This is a genomic window from Limnoglobus roseus, assembly GCF_008254045.1.
In the GTDB taxonomy this organism is placed as follows: Bacteria; Planctomycetota; Planctomycetia; order Gemmatales; family Gemmataceae; genus Limnoglobus; species Limnoglobus roseus.
The window spans coordinates 2,763,195-2,786,820 of sequence record NZ_CP042425.1 but is presented as its reverse complement, the minus strand read 5'-3'; the positions used below and the strand labels follow the sequence as shown (position 1 = coordinate 2,786,820).

The window sequence follows — 23,626 nt, the reverse complement described above, 5'->3', positions numbered from 1 at the left end:
CATGCACGCGACGAACCGCCGGCCTGCCGGCTTCACGTTGATCGAACTGCTGGTGGTCGTGGCCCTGCTCGCGGTGCTGGCCGCCCTCAGCACCGGGGCGTACTTCCGCATCCGCGCGGGCCAGCAGGTGAAGGCCACGGAAGACACGGTCTCGAAACTTGAGTCCGGGTTCCAGTCCCTCTGGAAGGCGGAGTTGGACGACGCCCGCGATGCGTTCAAGGGCACGAAGTCCGGTTTCTCTGCCCAGGTGGACGCCGTGAAGACCTTGGCGGCCAACGACCAAGACCGGGCGTTGGCCCTCTGGACGTACGTCTGGATGAAGCGGGCCTTCCCACAGAACTTCACTCAGGCCCAGAATGGGATAACGCTTCAATCGACACCTACGCTAGTCACGCTGCCGCCGTCGCCCATGTTCGTCAGTCCTGCCTTCACGCCGGTGGCCACACCGGGCAACACGGGGGACGAGGCGGCGGTGATCCTCTACCGGATCATGACGCAGAAGGGGAGCCGCGGCCAAACCTTCAACGAGGAAGCCATCGGCGCCCTGTCGGCCCTGCTCCCTCGCGACAACACTGCCGGCCAACGGGTCTTCACCGACTCGTTCGGCAACCCGATTACCTTTATTCGCATGAGTTCAGGCAATGGCGAACTGAACGCCCCACCGTTCATCAAAAATGCCAACTCGACCAACAACGATCCCTTCGACCCAGCCGGCCGGTTGACCGGGTTGACGTCGGGTGTGGCGTTCACTGCGACAGGGCGAACGTCGTTCGGCGGCCAGAACTGGCTGCCGACCATCGTCTCACGCACGAACAGTCCGGATTGGGGCACGCTGGCGGCCGCGCCTTCGGACCTGACCCTCATCCCCGATGGCTTCACCTGCGGCTACAAACTCCGCCGCCAGGGCGCACGAGGTGACCAATGATGCTCCATTCGCAAGCCCGCCGCGGCTTCACGCTCGTCGAACTGCTCGTCGCCATCGCCCTGGGCATCGTCCTGCTGAGCTTGGCCATCGCCGTGTCGCAGTCGAGCGCGTTCGAGTCGTACAAGATCGTCGGGTCCGCCGACCGGCTCAGTCAGTGGATGCTCTCGGCCAAAAACCGTGCGCTCCGCGACAAGGCCCCGCGCGGCATCCGCCTGCTGACCGACCCGGCCAACCCAAACTTGGTCAAGGAAATCGCTTACATCGAGCAACCCGACCCGTGGATTCCGACGCCGAATGTGACGATCACCGCGTCCTCGGCCCGGCTGATCATACAACGAATTGTCACACAATCGCCACCGCCAGCCGGTGCGGTGAACCCATCGACGACGAATCCGGGGATTGAAACCCGCGTGTTCTTGATTAACATCCCGGACCCGACAGGCAACATCCAGGCTGGAGATACCCTTTACTTGCCAGAAGTGGGCCAAGCCTACACGATCGCTAAAATTTGGGTTGGCGGGAATTCGAACTCAAGCGCCAATCCTGACCCTAGTTTCCGTCTTGGAAATACTGACAATCCCGCGCCACAAAATTCCAGTACGGTGATGTGGCCAAATGCGACAACTCCAACCGTCACATGGTCGATCAATACGGTGGTGGAATTGGAGTTAGGGGCTCCCGCACCTCTTCCTTCCCCACCTTCGCCAATTTCAACAGAGTTAGGAAGCCGTTTTGGCGCAGGCTTTTCGCAGACGCAGGCGGGACCACCAGCAGTTATCGCACCAGCCTATCAGACTACGAAGTTCGCCGTCTTCCGCCGGCCACGGCCGTTGCTGGGCGAGCCGACGCAGCTCTTGCCGAACGGCATGGCCGTCGATTTGAGCGCGAGCCTGAACGCCCCGGTCGCAGACGCGAACGGCAACCGTGATATCCTGTTCGCCCCGTCCGGGGAAATGGTCGGTATCGCCGACGGCGTGATGGCCCTCCTCATGCGAGACTCGAACCTTCCGAACGTCCCCCCGAGTGGGATCAACCCGCGGGTCGCGTCCGACGTGGCGGCGGCCGGGCAGATCATCCTCGTGTGCGCTTACCCGAAGACGGGGGCGATCTCGACGCAGCCGATCAACCCGCCGCCACCCGCGCTGCCGCCGAACTTCGACCCGTTCCAGTTCGCGAAGGACGGCCTCAACACCGGGCTGTAGGCCCGCGGAAGGCTGGATTTTTTAGTAGTTCGCGTTTTTTGGAATCGGCCGGCCGGCCGCGAAGAATGGAGAGGCCGGCCGGGACGACTCGCTTCACGTCACGGACGCACGCACCCGGCGGCTCGCACCGTCGATTCGCCACGAGACCCCCACCGGGGAACGACCCATGATGACGCCGACGCCGCGGCCCCGCCGCGGGATCACCCTGGTTGAAAGCCTCGTGGCGATGTTCGTCGCGGCCCTGGCGATGATTTCGCTGCTCGCCCTCTTCCCGCTCGGTGCGCTCCAGATGGGCCAGGCGCTGAAAGACTCGCGGTGTGCCGACACGGCCATCAACAGCGAGTCGCTGATGCGGACGCACTGGCAGACGAACGTCGTCGAGCAGCCGGCCGGGAGCCAGGATGCCTTTATCAATTCGTTCGGCACGTATGCGAACAACCCCAGCGACCCGGTCTTCATCGACCCAATCGGCCAGCAAAGTGCGGCCCCGAGCAATGTGGCCAGCCTGTCGGCGACCGGCGCCACCCCGTTCACTCTGACCCGGCAAACGCTCTCGGTGACGCCCAACTTCGCCCGGGCGTACCGGTTCTGCACGCTGCTGGACGACATGACCTTTGACCAGGGCGGTGCGCCGGTGATGACCGGCGGGACCGGGCCGGTCGAACGGGCGGGGCGGTACAACTGGTCGGCCGTCCTGCAACGGCCGGTCAGCACGAACCCGAACGTGGCCGACCTGACGGTCCTGGTGTTCGACGGGCGGGCGGCCGGGTTCTCGCCGGCGAACGCGGAAGTGGCCTACCCGAACGTGACGGGGAACCTCTCCTATTCCGTGGGCGGCACGAGCCTGGTCATTCCCTACGACCAAACCCAGCCGCGGCCGCTGCTGGGCAAGGGCCGCTGGGTCATGCTGACGACGGCCGGCACGGCAGACACGTCCACGTCGCCGACGACGCCGCTCACCCCGACGCGGATCAGCTTCTACCGGGCCGTCAGCGTCAACGACGAAACCGCGGGCCAACTGACCGTCGAGTTGCAGTCGGCAATCAAGCCGATCCACGCCAGCGTGGCCACGACTCGGGCGGTGGTCTTCGCCGGCCTGGCGGAAGTGTTCGAACGTCCCTCGCTGACCCCGCAATAACCGAACTCCCGACCGAGGCGACCATGCGTCTTCATCCCACAGCACCGTTCCGCCGGCCCGGCTTCACGCTCATCGAAGTCCTGGTGGCCGCCGGCCTGTGCATGCTCATCATGGCCGTGTTGGCCGAGGCGTTCGGGGCCGGCGTCAGCACCTTCAGCCTGCTGAAATCGACCGGCGAACTCGACGGCCGCCTGAAGACGGCGCAGACCGTCCTGAGGAACGACTTGCAACTGCCGCACCTTGAGGCCGAGACCGGCGAACCGGTCAAGGTGAGCCAACTCCGCCTCGACATGATCGGCGCGCCCGACCGCTTCGCCCGCCCACAACCGCGGGGGTTCTTCCGCATCGCCCAAGAAGGGGCCAGCACGGCGGAAGGCAACGACCCGGACGGCATCCCGTCCACGCGGGCCGTGAACCACATCCTGCAAATGGCCGTGCGGTTGCCGGCCACCCGCCAGGACCGGGTCGCCATCGCCAAGATGCCGCAGAACAACGCGGGGGGGCTGAGCATGGGTGAACAAACTCGAATCAGTTCGGTCAACCAGTTCTCGTTGACAAACCTCGACTCGGCGGCGACACGGTTCGCGAGCCAATGGTATGAGGTGTCGTACTTCCTCAGTCAGCAATCGACCGGCAACACCGTCCCCGGGGCGGGTACCGGCACCGCCCAGCAGCTCTTCAGCCTGCACCGCCGCGTTCGCTGCTTACTGCCGAAAGAGGCGACTCCGCCGACCGTCCCCCCCATCTTCTGGCGCGACCCCGTCGGCACGATGCCCCGGATTGACTTCACGGTCAAGAACACCGACCCGACGTTGGGCACTACGGGTGCCAACGGCATGAGCACCCGGATTGACGCGACCACGCAATCGGCCACGCTGAACAGCTGCGTTGACATCACGAACCCGTTCAACCGCCTCGGCGGTCTAACCTCGACGCGCGGCCCCACGGGAGCGGTCGATCAGGTCGCCCCGCTCGGCAATGGCGAAGACATCGTGCTATCGAACGTCCTGTCTTTCGAGGTCAAAGCCTCCTGGGACGATCGATCGGGCGGGACGACGGTGACGAACGAGTTTCCCTTTGCCGACCTCGTGCCGGTGGCGAATAACACGACGCTGGCCGGACAGCGAATCTACGACACGTGGTCGACCGCTCTCGCCGGATGGGATTCGACGACAGCCCCGGCAATGGGCCAACCCGACAACCGCGTCCCAATGCTAATCCGCCTGAAGGCGGTACAGATCAAAATCCGGCTGTACGACCCGAAGAACAAGCTGACCCGTCAACTGACACTCGTCCAAGACCTGTAAGCCCGCGACCCCGCGCCCGGCCTCGATCAAGGTGACGTTATGATGCTCGCACGCTCTCCGCACGCCCCGGGCGGCCACCGCCGCGGCGCGATCTTGTTGGTCACGCTAACCTTGGTGGCGCTGTTCGCCGTGGTCGCCCTGTCGTTCGCGCTCTACGGCGAATCGCAGGCCACCTGGTCGCGGCTCAACCGCGAGTCGATTGCCACCAACGACAACCCGCCGTCCGCCGCCGCGATGGCCAACCTCTTCCTCGGCCGGTTCATCTACCCGATGGACCCGCAGAGCACGACGACCTACGGCACGACCGCCAACGCCCTGCTGAACGGCATCCGCGGCTACGACATGGCCACGATGGTCTACGGCTTCCACCCGAACGGCGGGAACAACGTCCCGTACAACGGCATCGGCACGGTCTTCGAAGACCTGAGCACGAACATGGGGGCCACGTCCGTCGGCATCACCGACCGCCGGCAGGTCGTCAACTACTCGTGGCAGTTCGACCGAAGTGGCGCGGGCAACAACCGCGTCTTCGACCCGGAGTTCCTCGGCGTCCGCTCCGCGGCGACGACGGTACCGGCCACAGCCTACGTCGGCCGCAACGCCCCGTACACCTACCCGGACCGCAACAACCTCTACGTGGCCGTGCAAGACCCAATCTCGGGGCGGATCATCAAGGTGTCGTACGTCTCGCCGCACTTCAACGGCGGTGTCTATACGGCCCCGGACACGACCCCACCGGTCGACCGCCGCCTGGCTCCCCCGATGAGTGTCTCGCTCGGGAGTAACAACGGGCTTAGCGCGGCGAACGACGACTGGCTGAACGCCGCGGGCCGGTACAAATCCATCCGCCCACGACCGATCGACCACAGCTTCGATTCCCTTGACGGCCGCGGTGCGGTCAGCGATTTCCCGTTCCCCCCGGCCAACCCGGACGGCACGTACACCGGTGACGTGCAGAACATTCCGAACACGGAGGGCATTCAGCGGAACGACGCCATCTGGACCAACGTCGGCCTGCCGGTGACGCGGTGGCGGGACAAGAACATCATCGCGCTGGTCGCCCCGACGATCTTGCCGCTGGACGGCCGCGTGAACACGAACGTGGCGGGAAACCTGATGGGCGGCTCGTCGCAGGGCTTCGGCCCGTGGGAGATCGGCTTGGCCCGCGTCTTTCCATCATCATCAGCCGACCCGGGTCAACTGATTAGCACCCGCATGGGCAGTACGAACCCGTCGCCCCGGGGCGCATCGGGCGTGACCTCGTATCCGTTCCCGAGCGTCCCCCAAACCTCCGCACTGGTGAACTGGGACGGCGGCGGCGCGTCGAGTGCGCCGACGATCCCCACGTCCACCACCACGGCCTACGCGACTCAGCCCTACAGCAACCCGACGTACCCGAACCCCGGCTACGGGGACGCGACCGAATCGACGGGGGCCGTTCCGCAGATGTTCAACCCGTACTCGTGGAACGCCTTCACGTCGTCGACGCCCAAGCTGTTCTCGTTCGCAGACCTTCGCCGGTCGGCGGTCAAGTATTCAGGCCGGGTCGTCTCGGGCGTCGCGGTGGATTACACGCAACCCTACTTCCTCCCGCCCTCGACCGGGCTAGCGGACCTGAACCAAACCGGCACGAGCGCCGGCGTCAACGCCGTGCGGGCGCGGGTAACGACCACCAGCAACTCGATCGCCCGTGCGCAACTGCAACCGAACTACCGGGACTACGCGGGCGACGCCACGACGAACCCGACCGGCCGGACGCTGATGGTAAACGGCACGGCCCTGGCCGTGGGCGGTACGAACATTGATGACCTCCAACTCCGCTCGCCGTACACGAGCGCTAACACTGGCACGGCGGGGTCGTGGGCGACGGACTTCACCCAAGACGCAACCGCGACGACGATCAACCGCTACCGCTCGGCGATGGCCGCCATCGGGCCGGTGAACCTGAACCGGACCCTGTTCGACTACCGGACCGACACGACCAAGTCGCTGGCCGACCCCGTCAACGCCGGTACGCCGATGGCGGCCCGGTTGCTCCAAGCCTCGACCGAGCGGAACCAGTTGGCCCGCGAGGTCTTCATCCGGCTCATCGCGGCCGTGGGCGCCAAGGCCAACATTACCGGGCCGACGACCGTCAACCTCCCGAACCCGGCCGCGGGCTACGCGCTGACCGTCGGGACGGCCACCGCCACCGCGACGGCCGCCGACTACGATGTGTTGCGGTACCTCGCTCAAATCGCCGCGAACATCGTGGACCTCGTCGACAACGACGACATCAGCACGCCGTTCGTGTGGAACCCGCTGAACACCGCCATGCCGTTCGACCCGACGAACTTCAGCCCGACGGAACTCCCCAACCGCGTGGTGTACGGCGTCGAGAAGCCGCGCGTGGTGATCAACGAGGCCTACTCGGAAGTGACCAACGACCCGTCCGACCGTGGCAAGTCGGCGGCCAGCCAGAGCTTCCGCGTGAAGTTCTGGCTCGAACTCTTGAACACGGGCAACACCGACACGTTCGGCAGCCCGCTCGGCGGCATTCCGAACACGGCCGACACGTCGGCCCTCGCGGGGAACGTGCCGTTCAGCTACAACGTTATGACGCCGCCGATGACGGCCCCGTACACGTTCGCCCCGGCCCCCCCGGTTCCGTATCGGGTCCAAGTCTTCCAGAGTGGGTCCACGGCCGTCACGGACCTCAGCAACCCGCAGAACATCACGGGGACGGTGTCCAGCACGATGCCGAACCTCCAGGTCGATTCGCCCACATTTGTGAACGCGACGCCGAGTTACGTCTACTCGATTGAGCCGAATAACGGCCAACCCCAAGCGGCCGGGAGCCGCAACGGTATCGCGGTGGTGGGGCCGGATGTGCCTGCGGACCCGGCTATGAAGGAGTACGCCCCGACCAACGCGACAATGTTGAAGGACAACGATTCGGCCGGGGTGAGGATGTACTACACGATCCCGGTGGCCATGGACGCGAACTACAAGACGAACGTATTGAACGTAATCAGTAACCACACCGTCGTACTCCAACGCCTCGCCAACCCGTACGTGCCGTCCGACCCTACGAACCCGTACCTCACCGTGGACTACATGACGCACGTCCATTCGGAGGACGGGGTGCAACTCGTGCAAAGCCCCGGCGGCGTGGCTCCGGGCACCCGCAGCGCGACCACGCCGACGGCCATTGAGAACCGGGTGTCCGTGGGCCGCATCCAACCGTACATGGGCGCGGAAGGCCCTGTGGGGATGAACAACAAATTGCCCACGACTTACGCGACCTCGTGCGTCGTCTCGGCATCCCAGCCGATGCCGGCCCCGATGCCGCTTCCTCAGCAGCCGGTCACGTCCTTGTTCCGCCACAACTCGCAGAACTACCCGTCGACAATGATGATGTCGTCGGACAATATGATCCGCCTGCCCTTCGAGTGGATGCCGCACTTCGACCGCCCGCTCGTGAACTCGATCGAACTCCTCCACGCGGCGGTCGGGCGAACGGATCAGGTCACGCACCAGTTCGCAACCATCGGAGCCACACCCGTGGCGAACCAGCACACCGTGCCTTGGACTTCGGCCGCGGCCCCACTCTACCGGGCCCTCGAACTGTTAAGCGTAAAGCCGTGGGGGTACGGCCTGCCGGAAGGGGGGCGCGTCCCCGGCAAGATCAACATCAACATGATTTGGGATCAAAGCGTATTGGAAGCCCTACTCGATCAAAGTACCACGGCTCCCAACAATGCTAACAGTTTCCAAGGGAGTGATGTCACGTCCTTGCTCAACGGTATCTTTTTCAGCCCAACCGCGGACTCCACGCAACCTAGTTTTGCTTCGTTTGCGCGAACGAAGTCGACCGCAAGCATAGGCTCTACGGTTGATGAAGTCGGTCCGACGTATGTAGACGGCACAATAACTCGAGGGGCGGACCGACCGTTCAAGCCCCTGGGTACGGCCACCTTTGCAGCAACGGCTACTCCACCACCGCCCGGCTCGCTTCTCCCATCAGGATCGGGCATCGCGGACACGATCCTGCGGATGAACACGACGACGGGAGCGCCGGCGATCTATCGCACGTCGTCGACCATACCACCGGCCATGACGCCCTCGCAAATAACCCACCCGTACCTTCAAGCCGAGATGCTCGGCAAGATGTACAACAACATCACGACCACGTCCGACACGTACCTCGTGGTGATGACCGTCGGCTACTTCGAGGTGCGGAACAACGGGCCGTACGACACGACGAACCCGCCGGTCCTCGGTAAGGAAGTGTTCAGCGACATCCCCGGCGACCTGCGGGCGAAGTTCGTCGCCGTCGTGGACCGCTCGATGATCGCCGCAGCTCCCGTGGCCCCGACGACCGTGCCCGTAACCGCAACGCCCACGGCACAACAGTCCAAGGGGTTGTGGTTTACGGAAACGGCCACATCGAACCCGGCGCCGATGACCGCGCCGCCCGTTGGGATGTCCCTCGTGCAATTCCGGGCTACCGGTTTTGGGCCGCACCCGAAAGACACCACCGGTACGATCAACGCCATTTCCTACGTCTACGAAGGGCGAACGTACTTCCTCGTTGTCGGCCCGCCCACACCGCTCCCACCCGCCGTCGCGAACGACCCGAACACCACGTTCACCCTCGTCCTCGGCACCGGGGCCGCGGCCCAAGCGGTTAACGTGGCGTCGCTCGGTTTCGATCTGAACAATAACATGACGATCGACCCGAACGAGTACTTCGACTCCACGACGGGCATCGCGAATGTCCTCGTGACAGGGTCTTTGACCCTTCGCCCAGGCCTCGCGGTTTCGAACGGGATCAGCGCGAACCCCGGCCCCCAACCGGGCTTCGACATAGGATCCCCGCAATACCAGGGCGTGGTGCCGTACTTCGAGCCGGTCACGACCGGCCGATAGCGGCCGGGTCACCTCTCCGATCCGGTTCCGCTCGGCCCGCCCGTCGCACAGACGGGCGGGCTTTTTATTGCGCCAGGAAGCGGCGGACTTCGGCCGCCATCGCCGAGGGGTGCGTGTACTGCGGGTAGTGGCCGCACGGCGTGAACTCGACCCGGCGAACGTCCGACAGGCCGCGTTCCACTTCCGCTTCGAACTCCCGCGGCACGATCGTGTCGCGGTCGCCGCCGAGCATCAGCACCGGAACGCGAACCCGCGGCAAGAGCGGCCGCAGGTCGAGTTTATTCAGTTCCAGCACGCGGCGGGCGACGGCCCGGCACGGCGACGGGCCGCTGTTCTCCATCAGAAAGTCGAAGATGTCCGGCGGGGCACTGACGAACGCGGGGGCCTCGAAGTGCTTCATGACCGTGACTCGACCGATGAGTTGTTCCATCTGCCACGGCCAGTACCGGCCGAGCCGGGCGAGGCCGCGCTGCCACCGCAACAGCGGCCGCCGGGCAAACCCGCCTTGCAGCACGAGGCGGCGGATTCGCGCCGGGAACTCGGCGGCGGTCCGCAGCGAGATCGTCGAACCGAACGACGAACCGAGCAGATCGACCTGATCCAACTTCAGATGATCGAGGAGTGCGAGGAGGTCACGCGCGTAGTCGGCGTGGCGGTAGGCGCCGAGGGTCGCGCCGTCGCCGCGGCCGTGCGGCAAGTCGAGGGCGACACAACGGAAGTCGCCCACGAGGTGGCCCATCACCATCGCGAAGGAGCGGGGTTGATCGTTGAGACCGTGGACGATGACGAGGATTCGTGGGCCGTCGCCCCAGGTGAGGTACCGCATCCGGTAGCGGGGCGTTGGCAGGACGTGCCACGCGGCTTCTTGCTCGAAGCGGCGGACGGCGGTGCGGAGTTCGTCGGGCGTGACGGTAAGCATTCCGAACCTCGCGGGTTTACGCCGCCCGGTTCTCGTGCCGGGCCTCGGCCCGACGGGCGACTCTTCCCACGATGTACGGCGGGCGGCCCTTCACTTCCAGGAAGATTCGCCGCACGTACTCGCCGACAACGCCGAGGCTGATGAGTTGGATCGCGCCCATGAACAGCACGACGACGATCGTACTCGCCCACCCGCGGGGCGTGGACTGGTTCGAGACGGCGTCCCACACGGCCCACGCGGCGAGGCCGGCGGCGGCGGCGGCGGACAGCAGGCCGAGGTAGGTGACGAGCCGGAGCGGGTAGCTGCTGAAGTTCAGGATGCCGTCGACCGCGAGACCGACGAGTTTGCGGAAGGTGTACTTTGACCGGCCGGCGGCGCGGGCGTCCCGCTCGTACTCGACGCCGACTTGGCGGAAGCCGACGAAGGTGCGGAGGCCGCGGACGAACCGCACGCGCTCGGGCAGCGCCCGCAGTTGATCGACGACCTGCCGGTCCATGAGGCAGAAGTCGCCCGAGTCGAGCGGGATTTCCAGATCGGCGACGGCCCGCAGGACGCGGTAGAAGGTGAAGTAGCCGAGCCGCTTCAACGGGCCTTCCTTCCGCTTCCGCCGCACGGCGTACACGACCTCGTGGCCGGCCCGCCACTTCTCGACGAACTGCGGCAGCACTTCCGGCGGGTCTTGCAGGTCGCCGTCCATGACGACGACGGCGTCGCCGCGGGCGTGGTCGAGGCCGGCCGTCACCGCGGCCTGGTGGCCGAAGTTGCGGCTCAGGTGCAGGGCCGTCACGCGGGTGTCGGTGGCAGCGAGCAGGTCGAGCATGGCCGAGGTGGCGTCGCGGCTGCCGTCGTTGACGAAGACGAGCTCGAACGCTTCGCCGAGCGGGTCGAGGGCGTCGACGAGACGCGAGTAAAGGGTGGGCAGGTTCTCGTGCTCGTTGAACAGCGGCACGACGACGGAGAGCGTGGGGGCGAGCGGGGGCGCGGAGAAGCGGGGCGGGCTAAGGGCGAGAACGGTCGGGGTCATGGGCGCGAATCCTTTCGCGGCGTCATCCCCACGCACGACCGTGCGTGGGCTTTCGCCCATCAGATGCCCGTCACCTGCCGGTAGAGGCGGTGGTAGGCGTCGATCGTTTGTTCCAGGCGGTACTTCTCGTGCGCCCGCTGCCGGGCCGCGTCGCCAAATTTCTTCGCCAACTGCGGCTCTCGAAACAATCGCCGGAGCGCGTCGCCGCAGGCTTTCCAGTCGCCACGCGGGACGAGCAAGCCCTCGCGCTCGTGGCGGACAATCTCCGGGTTGCCGCCGACGGCTGTCACGACCACCGGCAGGCCGGTCGCCATCGCTTCCAGCAGTGTGAGTGACGCGGCTTCACTCACGCTCGTCAGGGCGAAGACCTCGGCCGCCTTCAGCACCTCGGGCACGTCGCGGCGGATGCCCAAGAAAACCACGCGGTCGGTGATGCCGAGCGACCGCACCAGTTCTTCCAACTCGCTGCGCTGCGGGCCGTCGCCAGCGAGCAACAGATCGGCGTCCGGCACGTCGGCGGCCATCGCGGCAAAGCCGCGAATCAGCATCGGCTGGTCCTTCACCGGGTGGTGGCGGGCCACGTGCACGACGTACCGCCGGGCCGGGTTCAGGCCGAGCTTCCGCTTCTGCTCGGCAATGTCGGCGGCGGGGCCGTAGCGATCGACCTCGATGCCGTTCTCGATCACCTCGATCCGGTTGCCGCGGAAGCCGTCCACGTCGCGGAGGGCCGTCGCGCTGAACTCACAGCAAGCGTTCACGGCGTCCGCGAAGCGGTCGAGCACCACGCGGTTGAACGCCCGCCGCTTCGGCGACACCACGTCCGGGTAGTGGCGGCCGTGTTCGGTCAGGATCAACCGCGGCTTCGGCCGGGTCAACGGCTTCGCCAGGGCCGCGTAGAAGAACGGAGTGTACTGGTGCGCGTGAATCACATCAATCCCACGTCGGCCGGCCTCGCGGGCGAGCTTCCACGACACCTTGAAGTCGCGGCCGGGCCGGCGGTGAAAACAGACGAGGTCGCCGCCGGCCGCGAGGTGGTCTTCGCCGAGTTGGCCGACCTTGTCGAGGCAAAAGACGGTGGGCACGATGCGGGAACCGAGGCGACGGATGGTTTCCTTCACCAGCACCTCGGCCCCGGCGACTTGCATGACGTGCAGCACGAAGCCGACGCGAATCGGCCGCGGTTGCGGTTCGGCGAGGAACCCGAAGGGCGAGTCGCTCATCGGGCGTTGGCCGGTTGCGGGGCCGGACCGGGGCGGGTGGGCGTCGGCCGCGGGTTCGTGGTCACACGGGTCTGCACCACCGTCGGCCGTCGGGTCGCCATCGCCCGCCGGTCGGGTTGCAGCGTGTCGGTCGCGTTCAGCAGCGCCCAGACCTGCGCGCCGAGGAACAACAACAAGTACGCCACCTCGAACACCTCCAGCGACAGGGCGACAGCCCCGATGACGAACGAGATGAGCGAACACGTGATGCCGCCGAGCATGGCCCGAACCCGCCGAGACTCAAAGTCGGTGCGGTTCCAGACGCGGATCGACGCCCGGAGGATGCAGTAGAACGTCGAGGCCAGCACGCCGAGGTAGATGATCATCGCGGACAGGCCGCTGTCGGCGGCGATCTGGAAGTACTGCGAGTGGATCGTCCGGCCGATCATGTCGGCCCCCCGCTCGAACATTTCCGCGTTCGAGTTCCGCACGCCGACGCCGAAGATCGGGTACTCCAGGGCGATGTCCCAGGCGATGCCCCAACTGACCAGGCGGCTGCGGTAACTGTCGTCCATCTCCCGCTGCTCGACGCTGAAGAAGCGGTCCTGAATCTCCTTCCCCGCCATGAACGGCAGCATGACGGCGATGCCGAGGTAGACGAGCAAGAGGAACCGCCGTTTCTGCGAGAACAGCATGAACACGGGGGCGGCCATGAGCATCGAGATCATCGCCCCGCGGCTGTACGTGCTGAGCACGGCGTGCATGATGACCGGGATGAGCAGCAGGAAGCACCACCGGTACCACTTCACGGTGAACTCCCAGGCGAAGTAGCACAGCGGCACGCCGAGGCAGAGCATGAGCGCGGCCCCGTTGTTGTCGAGGCCGGCGAACCCCCGCTTCGCCAGGATCAGCTTGCCGGTGGTGATGTAGATGTGGTTCATCTCGATGGCGATGTACCCGATGGCGCAGATGATGAGCATGTACAGGCCCCAGATCTGCTTCGGCGTCCGGACCACCCGCGACGCGAGGTAGTACATGCCGAAGATCTTCAGGTACTCGCCGTACCAGAGTTCGCCGAGGTCGGGGTTCTTCGCCGTGAAGTGGCTCATCGACACCCAAAACGCGAACAGCATCATCAGGTAGTGGGCGATCGTGAACTTCGGCCGGTACCGCATCAGCGACGCCTCGCGGCGGCCGAAGGACAGGATGCCGGCCGACCAGAGGAGGTAGCCGCCGATGGCCGACGACGCCACGATGAACGACCACGGCAAGCGGATGGGCATGTACTGGAGTTGCCACTCCCAGAGGTACTGCGGCCGGAGGATGGCGAAGAGGTAGTACAGCGCCACGCCCGCGTACGGCGTCCACCACAAGGACGCGAACGAGCAGAACATCGTCAGGAAGATCAGGAACAGGTATTGTTTCATGGTTGCTACCGCGTTGATCGTTCAGGCAAGTATCGAAACCGAACGGGTTGTCAGTTTGTTTCGCGCGCCGGCTTCGCCATGTGCATCAGTTCCATACACGCTACTTCTCCACCCCTGAACTCCACCGCCGCCAGCAATTCGTCACAAGAAGACGGCTGGAAGTAAATCGCATCGTCGTACTCATTCTTCACTGGATACGCCTGGCGGATCAGCTTGATTGTGGCAGTCCGCGACTCGCCGAACCGCACACTACAAGGCAATTCATTCGCGTATGGAGGGGTCACCCTCACTTCGTCCACCAGAGGGTTATCGGAACCTCGATGGTGTTCGTAGACGAACACGTGGATCCCGTGCTCCTGAAAACTCAGCATGAGTCCGTTATCCGATGCCTCGGCGGTTCCTGCCGGACCGAACCGAGGTGTCAACTCGCCTACGGTTGTGACTCCCGGCCTGATGCCCGCCAAGAAGTCAAACGATTGCAACCGCCTCATGAATTCTTTCGCCCTTCAGTCCTTCTACCGCCACCCGTGCGGCGGCCGCCCAAGTGTGGTGCTCTGTCACCCAGGCACGGGCTTCTTGTCCTAGCTTACGCCGTTCTTCACGGTCGCGCCACAGGCGAATCAGCCGATCCGCCCACTCGCCGGGCGACCGTGGCGTCGGGATTGGCGGCCGGCCGTTCAACCCTGTGACCACCCGCGGCGAGGCGAGGATCGGCATGGCGAGCGCGGCCGCTTCGAGCAGCTTGTTCTTGATGCCGCCGCCGCTGACGAACGGCAGCACCACCACTTCGTGCGACCGCACCGCGGACCGGATGTCCGGCAGGTCGATGCCGAGTTCGATGCCGTCCCGCCCAGCGAGTGCTTTGATCGCTAGCGTCGGCTGGAAGCCGTAGATCTGGAACTTCGCCGTTGGCACCGCCGCCCGCACCTTCGGCCAGACGTTCTTCGTGAACCACTCGACGGCCTGAATGTTCGGGCCGAAATCGAGGCGGCCCCAAAAGACGCAGGAGTTCGGGTACTGTTCCTCGGTGCCCGGCTGGTAGTGGTCGGCGTCCACGCCGTTCGGCAGCACGTCGGAGTTGTTGATGCCGGCGATCCAGCGGAACGCCTTCGCGTCGGCGTTCGATACCACCCACACGCGGTCGAGCAGCTTCCGGTACGCCCGCTGGTACAGGCCCTTCACGATTGCCGGCTTGATCTCGCTCCAGGTCGATTTTCGCAACGGCCGCACTTGCGAGAGGTGGTGCCAGACCCACTCGTCGGCCGCGTACCAGACCTTCGCCGTGGTCGCGGGCAGTGCCCCCAGGTACGGGAGCACGTTCAACCCGGAGACGACGACGCCGTCCGCCCGGAAGTCGGCCGCCGCCGCCGCCACCCAGCGGATGCGGGCCGGGTCGGTGCCCCAGTAGTTGCGGAACTTCTCTTGCGACTTCGACAGGTGAACCGGAAACGCGGCCTCGTCCGGCACCGGCGGGTGCTGGTCGTCGAAGCAATACTCGGCCTCGAACCCGCCGCCGGCGACCGATTCCGGCGGCGGCGGGGTGATGGTCGCGAGCGCGACGGCGTGCCCCTGCTGGGCCATCGCCTGCATCAGGTAGAAGGTGTGTACGTCGTGCCCGCTAGCCCGCGGCCACGCCATCCGCTCTTTGACGAACAACAATCGCAAGAGACCATCTCCAGGGGTTCGCTACTTCACCAACGCCTCGACCGCCATCGGTTCCGCCACCGCCGGTTCGTGAGGGGCCAAGGCTTGCCGCAGTTTCAGCGTCGCGGCCACGCCGAGCCAGCCGCCGGCGGCCGCGTAGAGGACGTCCATCGGGGCCGACACCCGCTCCCGCAGGTAGAGTTGCCCCACTTCCAGCAGCAGGCCGACGCCGACCGAAATCGCCACCGCGACCGCGACCGCGACCCGCCCGCGCTTCGCGGAAGGTGAGCCGTAGGCGGCCACGATCACACCGAACGGCACCGAGAGGAGCGTCTTCGTCAGGATTTCTTCCAGCCCACTCAGGTAGTTCTTTTCCAGGGCCGACTCGAACGGCAGCCAGTTCATCCGCGTGAACCGGCGGGCACCGATGTGCGCCTCGAAGTCGAACGGCAGCCACGCGGCCACGGCCAGCCACACGAGCCAGCCTTGCGCGAGAATCAGCACGGCCTCAATGTCCAGACCGCGGCCGGTGCCCATGCCGCGGGCGAGCAGCCAGCCGAGCAGCACTCCGCCGCCGCCGAGGATCACGTCGGTCGTACTCGGCGACCGGGACATCACCAGGAACTGACAGCTTTCGAACACGACGGCTAGCAAGAGGCCGATGCCGAACACCCGCATCGCCGCCCGGAACAGCGTGACCCACGGGAGGACGCCCGGTTGCGGCCGCGGGTCGGTCAGCGATACGAACGCCAGCAACAGGCCGACGGGCAGGTAGACGGCCGCGAGTTCGAGCCACGCCTGCCCCTTCCGCCACGCGGGGATGCCGTTCTGCACGCCGAGTTCCGAGAACGGGCTGAGGGTCGCCTTGCCGTCCCGGAACTTGCGTAGCCAGTCGGGCGGACTCGCCGACAGGTCGAGCGGGAGCGTTTGCGTGAGGGCCAACAGGCCGAGGTACATCACCAACAGGGCCACCGCCGGGGTGCGGTAATGTTCGTGGTCGAACTGCCGGCGGACGCGGTCGATCCCCCACTGCCCGCCGACGACGAACACGCACATGCCGAAGGCCGAGCCGAGCGACTGTGCGATGATGTCCGAGCCGGAGGTGGTGCGGCCCTCGAAGTAGAGTTGGCCGAACTCCACAGCCGCCGCCAGGAACACGCAGCACGGCCAGAGCGCGACGATGCAGCCGACGAGGTTCAGCCGGTTCGGGTTGCGATCGAGCAACCGCCACGCCAGCACGCAGAAGCCGAGCGGCACGCCGAGCGCGAAGTTCGCCAGAAAGTCCGACCGCGATTGGATGTTCGACCGCTGCTCCAGTGCCCAGCGGAAGGAACTGATCGGGTGGTCGGTGTAGTGCGGTCGCAGGACGAACGGGACGAAGCTGCCGTAAATCGTGAACGCCACCACGCCGAGCGCGAGCCAGCCGAACAGCCGCCGGGGCAGGAACTCGCCGCCAGGCAGTTTCATCCACGGGAACTCGCGACGGATGCGGTCGGTGTTCACGACTTCACCCCGTCCTGGGACTTGGGTTTCGGGGCCAGTTCCGGGTCATCGGTGACGACCCGCTCCGGGACGACCCAACTCGCGGCGGCGGCTTGTGTCGCCACCCGCAGCACGTCGTCCCGTTCCGGCGGCGGCGGCACCACGAACAGCCAGTCCACCGTCTTCAGTAGCAGCCACATGAACCCGAGGGCCAGCGGCATCATCAGCCACCCGGCGAGGTCGTGGACGATCCGGTCGCCGATCCACTTCCAGGTGTTGTCCTTGTTGTCGGCCGCGATGTACACCAGGGCCGTCACCGTGATACGGATGATGTTCGAGATGATTGCGATCGGGATCGAACTCGCGAACACCAGCAACCGGTCGCTCGCCGGCCGCTTCGTCATGAGCAGGGCGAACGCCGCCCCCATCGCCACGAACGTCAGCACCATGCTCAGGCCGGAACAGGCCCACTCGACGCCGAGGCGGACGTCGCCGACGGTGATGACGGTTCCGCCCGGCCCGCTGACGTAGGCCGGGTAGCCGAGCATTTGTAGCAGGAAGTTGCTCGACTGCGTGGCAATCTGCCGCAGCTTGAACGTGAACAGAATCTCGATCCGGTCGGGCATCTTCACCATGAACACGAGGAACGCCAGCCCCGGCCACGCCCACCGCAGCCCCGGCCGACCGAGGACGATCAGCACGACGCCGGTGAGTGCGAGGATCAGGCCGATCCCCTGGCCAAATTCCTTCGCGTAGTTGTAAGTGCTGGCGAACGTCGAGATCGTTACCCCCGCGATCAGCGGTGCGAGGCCCCACGGCTCCGGCCACTCGATCAGCGGCGGGAACTGGTGCCGGCGGAGGTACAGCAGGTACGCGGCCACGAACGGCACGAGGAAGCCGTGCGAATAGTCGGCCTGGGTTGCCCAAACGCGCACGAGGTCGATGACGCCCTGGTGGAAGGCGAAGGCCACGCCCACCAGCAGCACGGCGACGATTCGCTGCCACGACTTCGAGTGGACGACATCGGCCAGAGGTTGCGGTTGTTCCACGGGGAGAAGTCTCGTCACGGGTGCCGGGCAACGGGGCGAATTCTGGTCCCCTCTCCCCCGGCTTTGAGGGGGAGAGGGATAGGGTGAGGGGTTCAACCAGCCTCACTTGCAGTTTCATTTCTCTCGGGCGAAGAAGGCTTTCCCCCTCACCCCGACCCTCTCCCCCTCAAAGCCGGGGGAGAGGGAGCAAGAATGGACCCAACGCGCGGGTTGAGTCATCCGGTTCAGGATATTCAGAACTCACCGCCCGGGGGTAGCCCGTGGGACGGGGACGGCGAATTATTCGCACTCATTCCGGCGGGCGCAAAATTTTCGTCGGTCGTTCCGCCCGAAGCATAGGACGCGACCCGTCGGCGTGCGGCCGAGAGCCGAAACTTGGCCACGAGTTCTTGCCGGGCAGAACTTCGAGCGATTCATCTTTGCCCTATGGCCGGTGTGCTTCTATAGTTGGGGAGCTTTTATCCCCGACCGATCCGCTCCGGGGATGCCGAGGAACGTACACTTGAATCCGACCGTGCTGGCCCGGTTCGCCGCCGCCTGCGGGGCTTTCGCCCCGTTGGAGATCGCCATTGAATACCATGACGGCACCATCGCGGCTACTGGCGTCCTTCAGCAGCCGTTCGCCCTCGTCGGCCGCGACCCGGCTTGCGATATCGCCCTCACGACCGACGACGTGGAACCGCAAACCGCGTTCCTGCAAGTGATTGGCGGGCAACTCTTCGTCGCCGACCTGGGCACGAAGGGTGGCCTCCGCTGGCGGCACGGCCGGCACCCGTTCGGGTGGATGTCGGCCGGCGAGCCGGTTGGCATCGGGCCGTTCACGCTCCGCCTCCTCGACCACATCTCGCCGCACCCGGCTCCGTTCGGCCCGACGTTCCACCCGCTGGTCGCCGGCCCCGACGTGCCGGCCGGGTTGCCGCCGGTCCACGTCCAGTTCAAGACCGGCACGGCCGACCGCACCCGGTGGCCGGTCAACCGCGTCCTGACGCTGGTCGGCTCGGCCTCCGACTGCAAGATTCACCTCGACGGCGACGACGTGGCCCCGCGGCACTGCTACCTCGTCCACACGCCCGACGGCCTTTGGGTAGTGGACACTTCCGGGCACCACGGCATTCGGGTCAACGGCGAGCGAACGCGGCTGGCGCGGCTCGGCGAGGCGGACGAACTCACGGTCGGCCGGTTCGTCATGGACATCACCTACCCGCGGCCGGCCGCCGACGAAGGCCTCGTGTCGTTCGACGACGTGCCGCGGACCGTGGCACGGGCGACCGAGCAAGACAGCCCGACGGAATCGGCCCGACGGCCCGACGAACTGGCTTCGCCCATCGGGTTCGGAGTGGCCGTCGATTCGGACCAGTTGGTAAAGACCGAGCACGAGATGGACCTGTCGGACCACTGGGCTTCGCAGGAAGAAACCGACCCGATCCACCACCCCGCCGCCACGCCGCCGCCGGACGTCAACGATTCCGGCGAGATCGCGGATGTCATCATCGAGGACTCGAACCCGCCGATCGGCGTCCCCGAGCCGGACTCCGTTCTCCCGACGCTCCAGCAACTCGGCGGCCTGCACGCCCGAATGCTCGCCCAATTCCAGGACGCCCTCGTCGACCTTCCGGCCGTCTTCGACGCCCTGCCCCCGGACCGGCGGTCGGCCGCGCACGCGACCCTCGCCCGGCTGACCGACGCGACGGCCGAACTCGCCGCCCGCCAGGCGGAACTCCTGCGGAACCTGGCCGACACGCGGTTGCAGGATCGCGTCACGCAACTGAACGAGGTCCGCGAATCGCTCGTCCGGGAACTGGCCGGGGTGACTACAATTCCCTGACGATGAAATCGACCCTCAAGCTCGCCCTCCACGCCGTTGCCGTGGTGGTCGTGTCGCCGTTGCTGCTGACTTACTTCCTCGGCTCGCTGCTCCTCGGCAAGAATCGCGCCCTCGAAGGGGCCACGCAGACGCTCGCGCTGCTGCCGGGAATCAGCGGCACGTTCCTCCGGCAGGCGTTCCTCAGCGTCGTGCTCACTCGCTGCCACCCCTCCGCGGAAGTCTGCTTCGGCACGCTCTTTTCTCAAGCCGGGGCGATCATCGACGAGAACGTCTACGTCGGCCCGCGGTGCCACCTCGGCCTCGTTCACATCGAAAAGAACGTCCTCCTCGCGGCCGGCGTTCACGTCCCGAGCGGCGGTCAGACGCACGCCTTCGACGACCCGGACGTGCCGATCAAGGATCAGGGCGGCGTTCGTTCCCTCGTGACCATCGGCGAAGGGGCGTGGATCGGCAGTGCCGCTGTCGTGATGGCCGACGTGGGCCGCGGGAGCATCATCGCGGCCGGGGCAGTCGTGACGAAGCCGATCCCGGACAACGTCATCGCCGGCGGCGTTCCCGCGAAGGTCATCCGCGGCCGATTCGAGAAGCCGACATGAACAGCGCGAAGGACCGCGTGCCCCTCTTGATGGCCGATCTCGACCGCCTGTACCCGCAGTCGCAGACGGAACTCGACTACCGCACGCCGCTGCAACTGATGGTCGCGGTGATGCTCTCGGCCCAATGCACCGACAAACGGGTGAACCTCGTCACGCCGGCCTTATTCGCCCGCTACCGCACCGCGGAGGACTTCGCCACCGCCGACCGCGGCGAGTTGGAAGAGTTCGTCAAGACGACCGGCTTCTTCCGCAACAAGGCGAAGAACATCCAGAACGCCTGCCGGGTGCTCGTGGACAAGTTCGGCGGCGAAGTGCCGAAGACGCTCGACGAACTGCTGGAACTCCCCGGCCTCGGCCGCAAATCCGCGAACTGCGTCCTCGGCGACGCCTTCGACACTCCGGGCATCACCGTGGACACGCACGTCGGTCGGCTGTCGCGGCGACTCGGGTTAACGCGCAAGATTGACCCGGTGAAGGTCGAGTTCAAACTGATGGCTCTGATACCGCAGCCGTCGTGGACCGACTTCAGCCATCAACTGATCCTGCACGGCCGTCGCGTTTGCCACGCCCGCGGGCCGAAGTGCGAGGAGTGTACGCTCGCCCACTTGTGCCCGAAGGTGGGCGTCGCGAAAAAATCGTGATGCACACCCACACGCTGCTCGACCGCTTCCTCCGCTACGTTCGCATCGACACCACGGCCGACGAGAAATCGACGACCTACCCGAGTTCGCCCGGTCAACTCGTCCTCGGCAAGCTACTCCGCGACGAACTCCTCGCGATGGGCCTGACCGATGCCGTGCAGAACGAGCACGGCATCGTCTTTGCCACCATCCCGGGGAATGTCGCCGGCGCGCCGACGATCGCCTTCAACAGCCACGTGGACACGTCACCGGAGACGACGGGCAAGAACGTCGATCCGCAGGTCATCCGCGACTACCCCGGCGGCGACATCGTGCTGCCGAAGGACAAGTCGAAGGTCATCCGCGTGACCGATTCGCCGGAACTGACGGCCCTCGTCGGCAAGACGATCATCACCACCGACGGCACCACGCTCCTCGGCGGCGACGACAAGGCCGGCGTCGCGGTCATCATGGAACTCGCCCGCATTCTCGCCGAGAACCCCACCATCCCGCACGGACCGATCCGCGTCGTCTTCACCTGCGACGAAGAGATCGGCAAGGGCGTGCTGCACCTGGACCCGAAGGACATCGGGGCCGTCGTCGGCTACACGCTCGACGGCCAGGGCGTGGGCGAACTCGAAGCCGAGACGTTCAGCGCCGACAAAGCCACAGTCACGATCACCGGCGTGAACATCCACCCCGGCATCGCGAAGGGCAAGATGGTGAACGCCGTGCGACTGGTCGGCGAGTTCCTGGAGAAGCTGCCGAAGAACCTGTCACCGGAAAAGACGGCCGACCGCGAGGGCTTCCAGCACCCGTACATCATTGAAGGCGGCGTGGGGAAGACGACGCTGCACGTCCTGCTCCGCGACCACGACACGGCGAAGTTGGCCGAGTACGCCGACCTGCTGCGGGCGGCCGCGAAGGCGGTGATGACAACCCACCCGGCAGCGAACATCGACGTGACGATCACGCAACAGTACCGGAACATGCGCGAGGGGATCGAGAAGGAACCGCGGGCGATGGCCTACGCCGAGCAAGCCGTGAAGCGGGCCGGACAGACGCCGAAGCACTGCATCATCCGCGGCGGCACCGACGGGGCAATGCTGACGGCGAAGGGGTTGCCGACACCGAACATCTCGACCGGCGAGCACAACATCCACTCGCCGCTGGAGTGGGTCTGCCTGGAAGAACTCGACGCGAACGTGCGGGTGCTGATCGAACTCGTGCAAGTCTGGGCCGGGCGCTGAACCCTCGCCCACAATGACCTTCCCACGGCCGCGGATTTGTGGCAGACTCCCGGCCTATGTTGCGCGACCTGATCCGCTGCCGGTTCACGAAACTCGCCGTCCGCCGTCCGTCGTGGCGGACCGTCCGCCGCACCGTCGTCGGCGTCGGCCTGCTGCTCGTCGGCCTGGAAGTCTTCCGCGTCGTGGCGTGGACGAACAAGCACGAACTGCTGCCAGGCAAGGTCTACCGCACCGCCCAACTCAACGAAGACGGCCTCCGCGAGTTCATCGAAGCGAAGGGCATCAAGACCGTCATCAACCTCCGCGGCTTCTGTCCGGGTCCGGAAGCCCCGTGGTACGCGGCCGAGGTTCGCACCACGCAGGACCTCGGCGTCAGCCAGGAAGACGTAACGCTCAGCGCGAACCGCCTGCCGCCGCCGGTGGAGCTTCGCCGCCTCATCGAAATCCTCGACCGGGCCGAGTACCCGATCACCTTCCACTGTAAGCGCGGAGCCGACCGCACCGGGCTGACCGCGACGGTCGTGATGCTGCTGTTCACCGACGCCAGCCTCGACCGTGCCCGCCGGCAACTGTGGCCGCGGTACGGGCACTTCCGCTTCGGCCGCACGGCCGCGATGGACGACTTCTTCGACCGCTACGAATCCTGGCTCGCCGGCCGCGACCACACGCCGGCCCTGTTCCGCGAGTGGGCTGCCAACCACTACACGCCCGGCCCCGCCAGCGGCACCCTCACGAGTCCGCACGAAGACACGATCGTCGCGGCGAAGCCCGATGCCTGGGCCGCAATCCCGATCACCGCGACGAACACGTCCGGCGAACCGTGGGAACTGCGACCCGGCAATTACGCCGGCGTCCACGTCCAGTTCACGGTCCACAACGACCGCGGCGACATCATCCACACCGGGCAGGCCGGCCTCTTCCGCAAGACGGTCCCGCCGAAGGAATCGCTCCCACTGACGCTCGCGGTCCCGCCGCTCGGAACGCCGGGCTTGTACACGCTGCGGGCCGACCTGATGAACGCCGACGAGGCCGCCGTGCCGATCCGGCAGACCGGCTTCTACCAGTTCGGCTCGTTCCCACTGCTATTGTTCCTGCAGGTGAAGTAAGC

The 23,626-nt window shown here is 66.1% G+C and carries 18 protein-coding genes; 10 read left to right on the top strand and 8 right to left on the bottom strand.

What is annotated here, in order from left to right; genetic code table 11:
• The first annotated feature begins 1 nt into the window (after position 1).
• The 5 genes from PX52LOC_RS11625 to PX52LOC_RS11605 all read left to right on the top strand — a co-directional run bounded on the left by PX52LOC_RS11625 (position 2) and on the right by PX52LOC_RS11605 (position 9,483).
• Entirely contained in the window at positions 2 to 925 is a 924-nt protein-coding gene (locus PX52LOC_RS11625) for a prepilin-type N-terminal cleavage/methylation domain-containing protein (RefSeq protein ID WP_168218925.1), read from the top strand.
• Positions 922 to 2,127, top strand: a complete 1,206-nt coding sequence (locus tag PX52LOC_RS11620) for a pilus assembly FimT family protein (protein ID WP_149110258.1) — start codon at positions 922 to 924, stop codon at positions 2,125 to 2,127. The genes PX52LOC_RS11625 and PX52LOC_RS11620 overlap by 4 nt, the downstream gene beginning before the upstream one ends.
• Before the next feature lie 166 nt (positions 2,128 to 2,293).
• Positions 2,294 to 3,265: a type IV pilus modification PilV family protein gene (locus PX52LOC_RS11615; protein WP_149110257.1), complete on the top strand. Its 972-nt coding sequence runs from the start codon at positions 2,294 to 2,296 to the stop codon at positions 3,263 to 3,265.
• A gap of 23 nt (positions 3,266 to 3,288) precedes the next feature.
• A complete protein-coding gene (locus PX52LOC_RS11610) occupies positions 3,289 to 4,572 on the top strand; it encodes a PilW family protein (protein WP_149110256.1) in 1,284 nt (427 codons plus the stop codon).
• 39 nt (positions 4,573 to 4,611) lie between these two features.
• A complete protein-coding gene (locus PX52LOC_RS11605; RefSeq protein ID WP_149110255.1) occupies positions 4,612 to 9,483 on the top strand; it encodes a hypothetical protein in 4,872 nt (1,623 codons plus the stop codon).
• A gap of 64 nt (positions 9,484 to 9,547) precedes the next feature.
• Here the strand turns inward: PX52LOC_RS11605 and PX52LOC_RS11600 are convergent, their stop codons facing one another.
• From PX52LOC_RS11600 to PX52LOC_RS11565, 8 genes are all read right to left on the bottom strand, one after another.
• Positions 9,548 to 10,402, bottom strand: coding sequence for an alpha/beta fold hydrolase (locus PX52LOC_RS11600; protein ID WP_149110254.1), 855 nt, complete (start codon positions 10,400 to 10,402; stop codon positions 9,548 to 9,550).
• A gap of 16 nt (positions 10,403 to 10,418) precedes the next feature.
• On the bottom strand, positions 10,419 to 11,426 hold the full coding sequence (locus PX52LOC_RS11595) for a glycosyltransferase family 2 protein (RefSeq protein WP_149110253.1): 1,008 nt from the start codon (positions 11,424 to 11,426) through the stop codon (positions 10,419 to 10,421).
• A gap of 59 nt (positions 11,427 to 11,485) precedes the next feature.
• Positions 11,486 to 12,646, bottom strand: coding sequence for a glycosyltransferase (locus tag PX52LOC_RS11590; protein WP_149110252.1), 1,161 nt, complete (start codon positions 12,644 to 12,646; stop codon positions 11,486 to 11,488).
• The gene (locus tag PX52LOC_RS11585) at positions 12,643 to 14,052 is read right to left on the bottom strand and encodes an O-antigen ligase family protein (RefSeq protein ID WP_149110251.1); all 1,410 of its coding nucleotides are present in this window, start codon (positions 14,050 to 14,052) and stop codon (positions 12,643 to 12,645) included. Before PX52LOC_RS11585 ends, PX52LOC_RS11590 begins: the two co-directional genes overlap by 4 nt.
• A gap of 50 nt (positions 14,053 to 14,102) precedes the next feature.
• On the bottom strand, positions 14,103 to 14,423 hold the full coding sequence (locus tag PX52LOC_RS11580) for a hypothetical protein (protein WP_149110250.1): 321 nt from the start codon (positions 14,421 to 14,423) through the stop codon (positions 14,103 to 14,105).
• 97 nt (positions 14,424 to 14,520) lie between these two features.
• Positions 14,521 to 15,717, bottom strand: coding sequence for a glycosyltransferase family 4 protein (locus tag PX52LOC_RS11575; RefSeq protein WP_149110249.1), 1,197 nt, complete (start codon positions 15,715 to 15,717; stop codon positions 14,521 to 14,523).
• A 21-nt stretch (positions 15,718 to 15,738) separates the two neighbouring features.
• A complete protein-coding gene (locus PX52LOC_RS11570; protein ID WP_149110248.1) occupies positions 15,739 to 17,199 on the bottom strand; it encodes a VanZ family protein in 1,461 nt (486 codons plus the stop codon).
• Positions 17,196 to 18,227 carry an exosortase/archaeosortase family protein gene (locus PX52LOC_RS11565; protein ID WP_168218924.1) on the bottom strand — a complete coding sequence of 344 codons (1,032 nt, stop codon included), beginning with the start codon at positions 18,225 to 18,227 and terminating at the stop codon, positions 17,196 to 17,198. The genes PX52LOC_RS11570 and PX52LOC_RS11565 overlap by 4 nt, the downstream gene beginning before the upstream one ends.
• A 502-nt stretch (positions 18,228 to 18,729) precedes the next feature.
• Between PX52LOC_RS11565 and PX52LOC_RS11560 the strand changes: the two genes are divergently transcribed.
• From PX52LOC_RS11560 to PX52LOC_RS11540, 5 genes are read left to right on the top strand one after another with little or no spacing between them, the layout of a single operon-like run.
• Positions 18,730 to 20,052 (top strand): FHA domain-containing protein, encoded by a 1,323-nt coding sequence (locus PX52LOC_RS11560; protein WP_168218923.1) that lies wholly within the window; start codon positions 18,730 to 18,732, stop codon positions 20,050 to 20,052.
• 2 nt (positions 20,053 to 20,054) lie between these two features.
• Positions 20,055 to 20,648, top strand: a complete 594-nt coding sequence (locus tag PX52LOC_RS11555) for an acyltransferase (protein WP_149110245.1) — start codon at positions 20,055 to 20,057, stop codon at positions 20,646 to 20,648.
• Positions 20,645 to 21,289 carry an endonuclease III gene (gene nth / locus PX52LOC_RS11550; RefSeq protein ID WP_168218922.1) on the top strand — a complete coding sequence of 215 codons (645 nt, stop codon included), beginning with the start codon at positions 20,645 to 20,647 and terminating at the stop codon, positions 21,287 to 21,289. The genes PX52LOC_RS11555 and nth overlap by 4 nt, the downstream gene beginning before the upstream one ends.
• Positions 21,289 to 22,518, top strand: a complete 1,230-nt coding sequence (pepT, locus tag PX52LOC_RS11545) for a peptidase T (protein ID WP_168219515.1) — start codon at positions 21,289 to 21,291, stop codon at positions 22,516 to 22,518. Before nth ends, pepT begins: the two co-directional genes overlap by 1 nt.
• Before the next feature lie 56 nt (positions 22,519 to 22,574).
• Positions 22,575 to 23,624: a tyrosine-protein phosphatase gene (locus tag PX52LOC_RS11540; RefSeq protein WP_149110244.1), complete on the top strand. Its 1,050-nt coding sequence runs from the start codon at positions 22,575 to 22,577 to the stop codon at positions 23,622 to 23,624.
• The last annotated feature ends 2 nt before the right edge of the window (positions 23,625 to 23,626 follow it).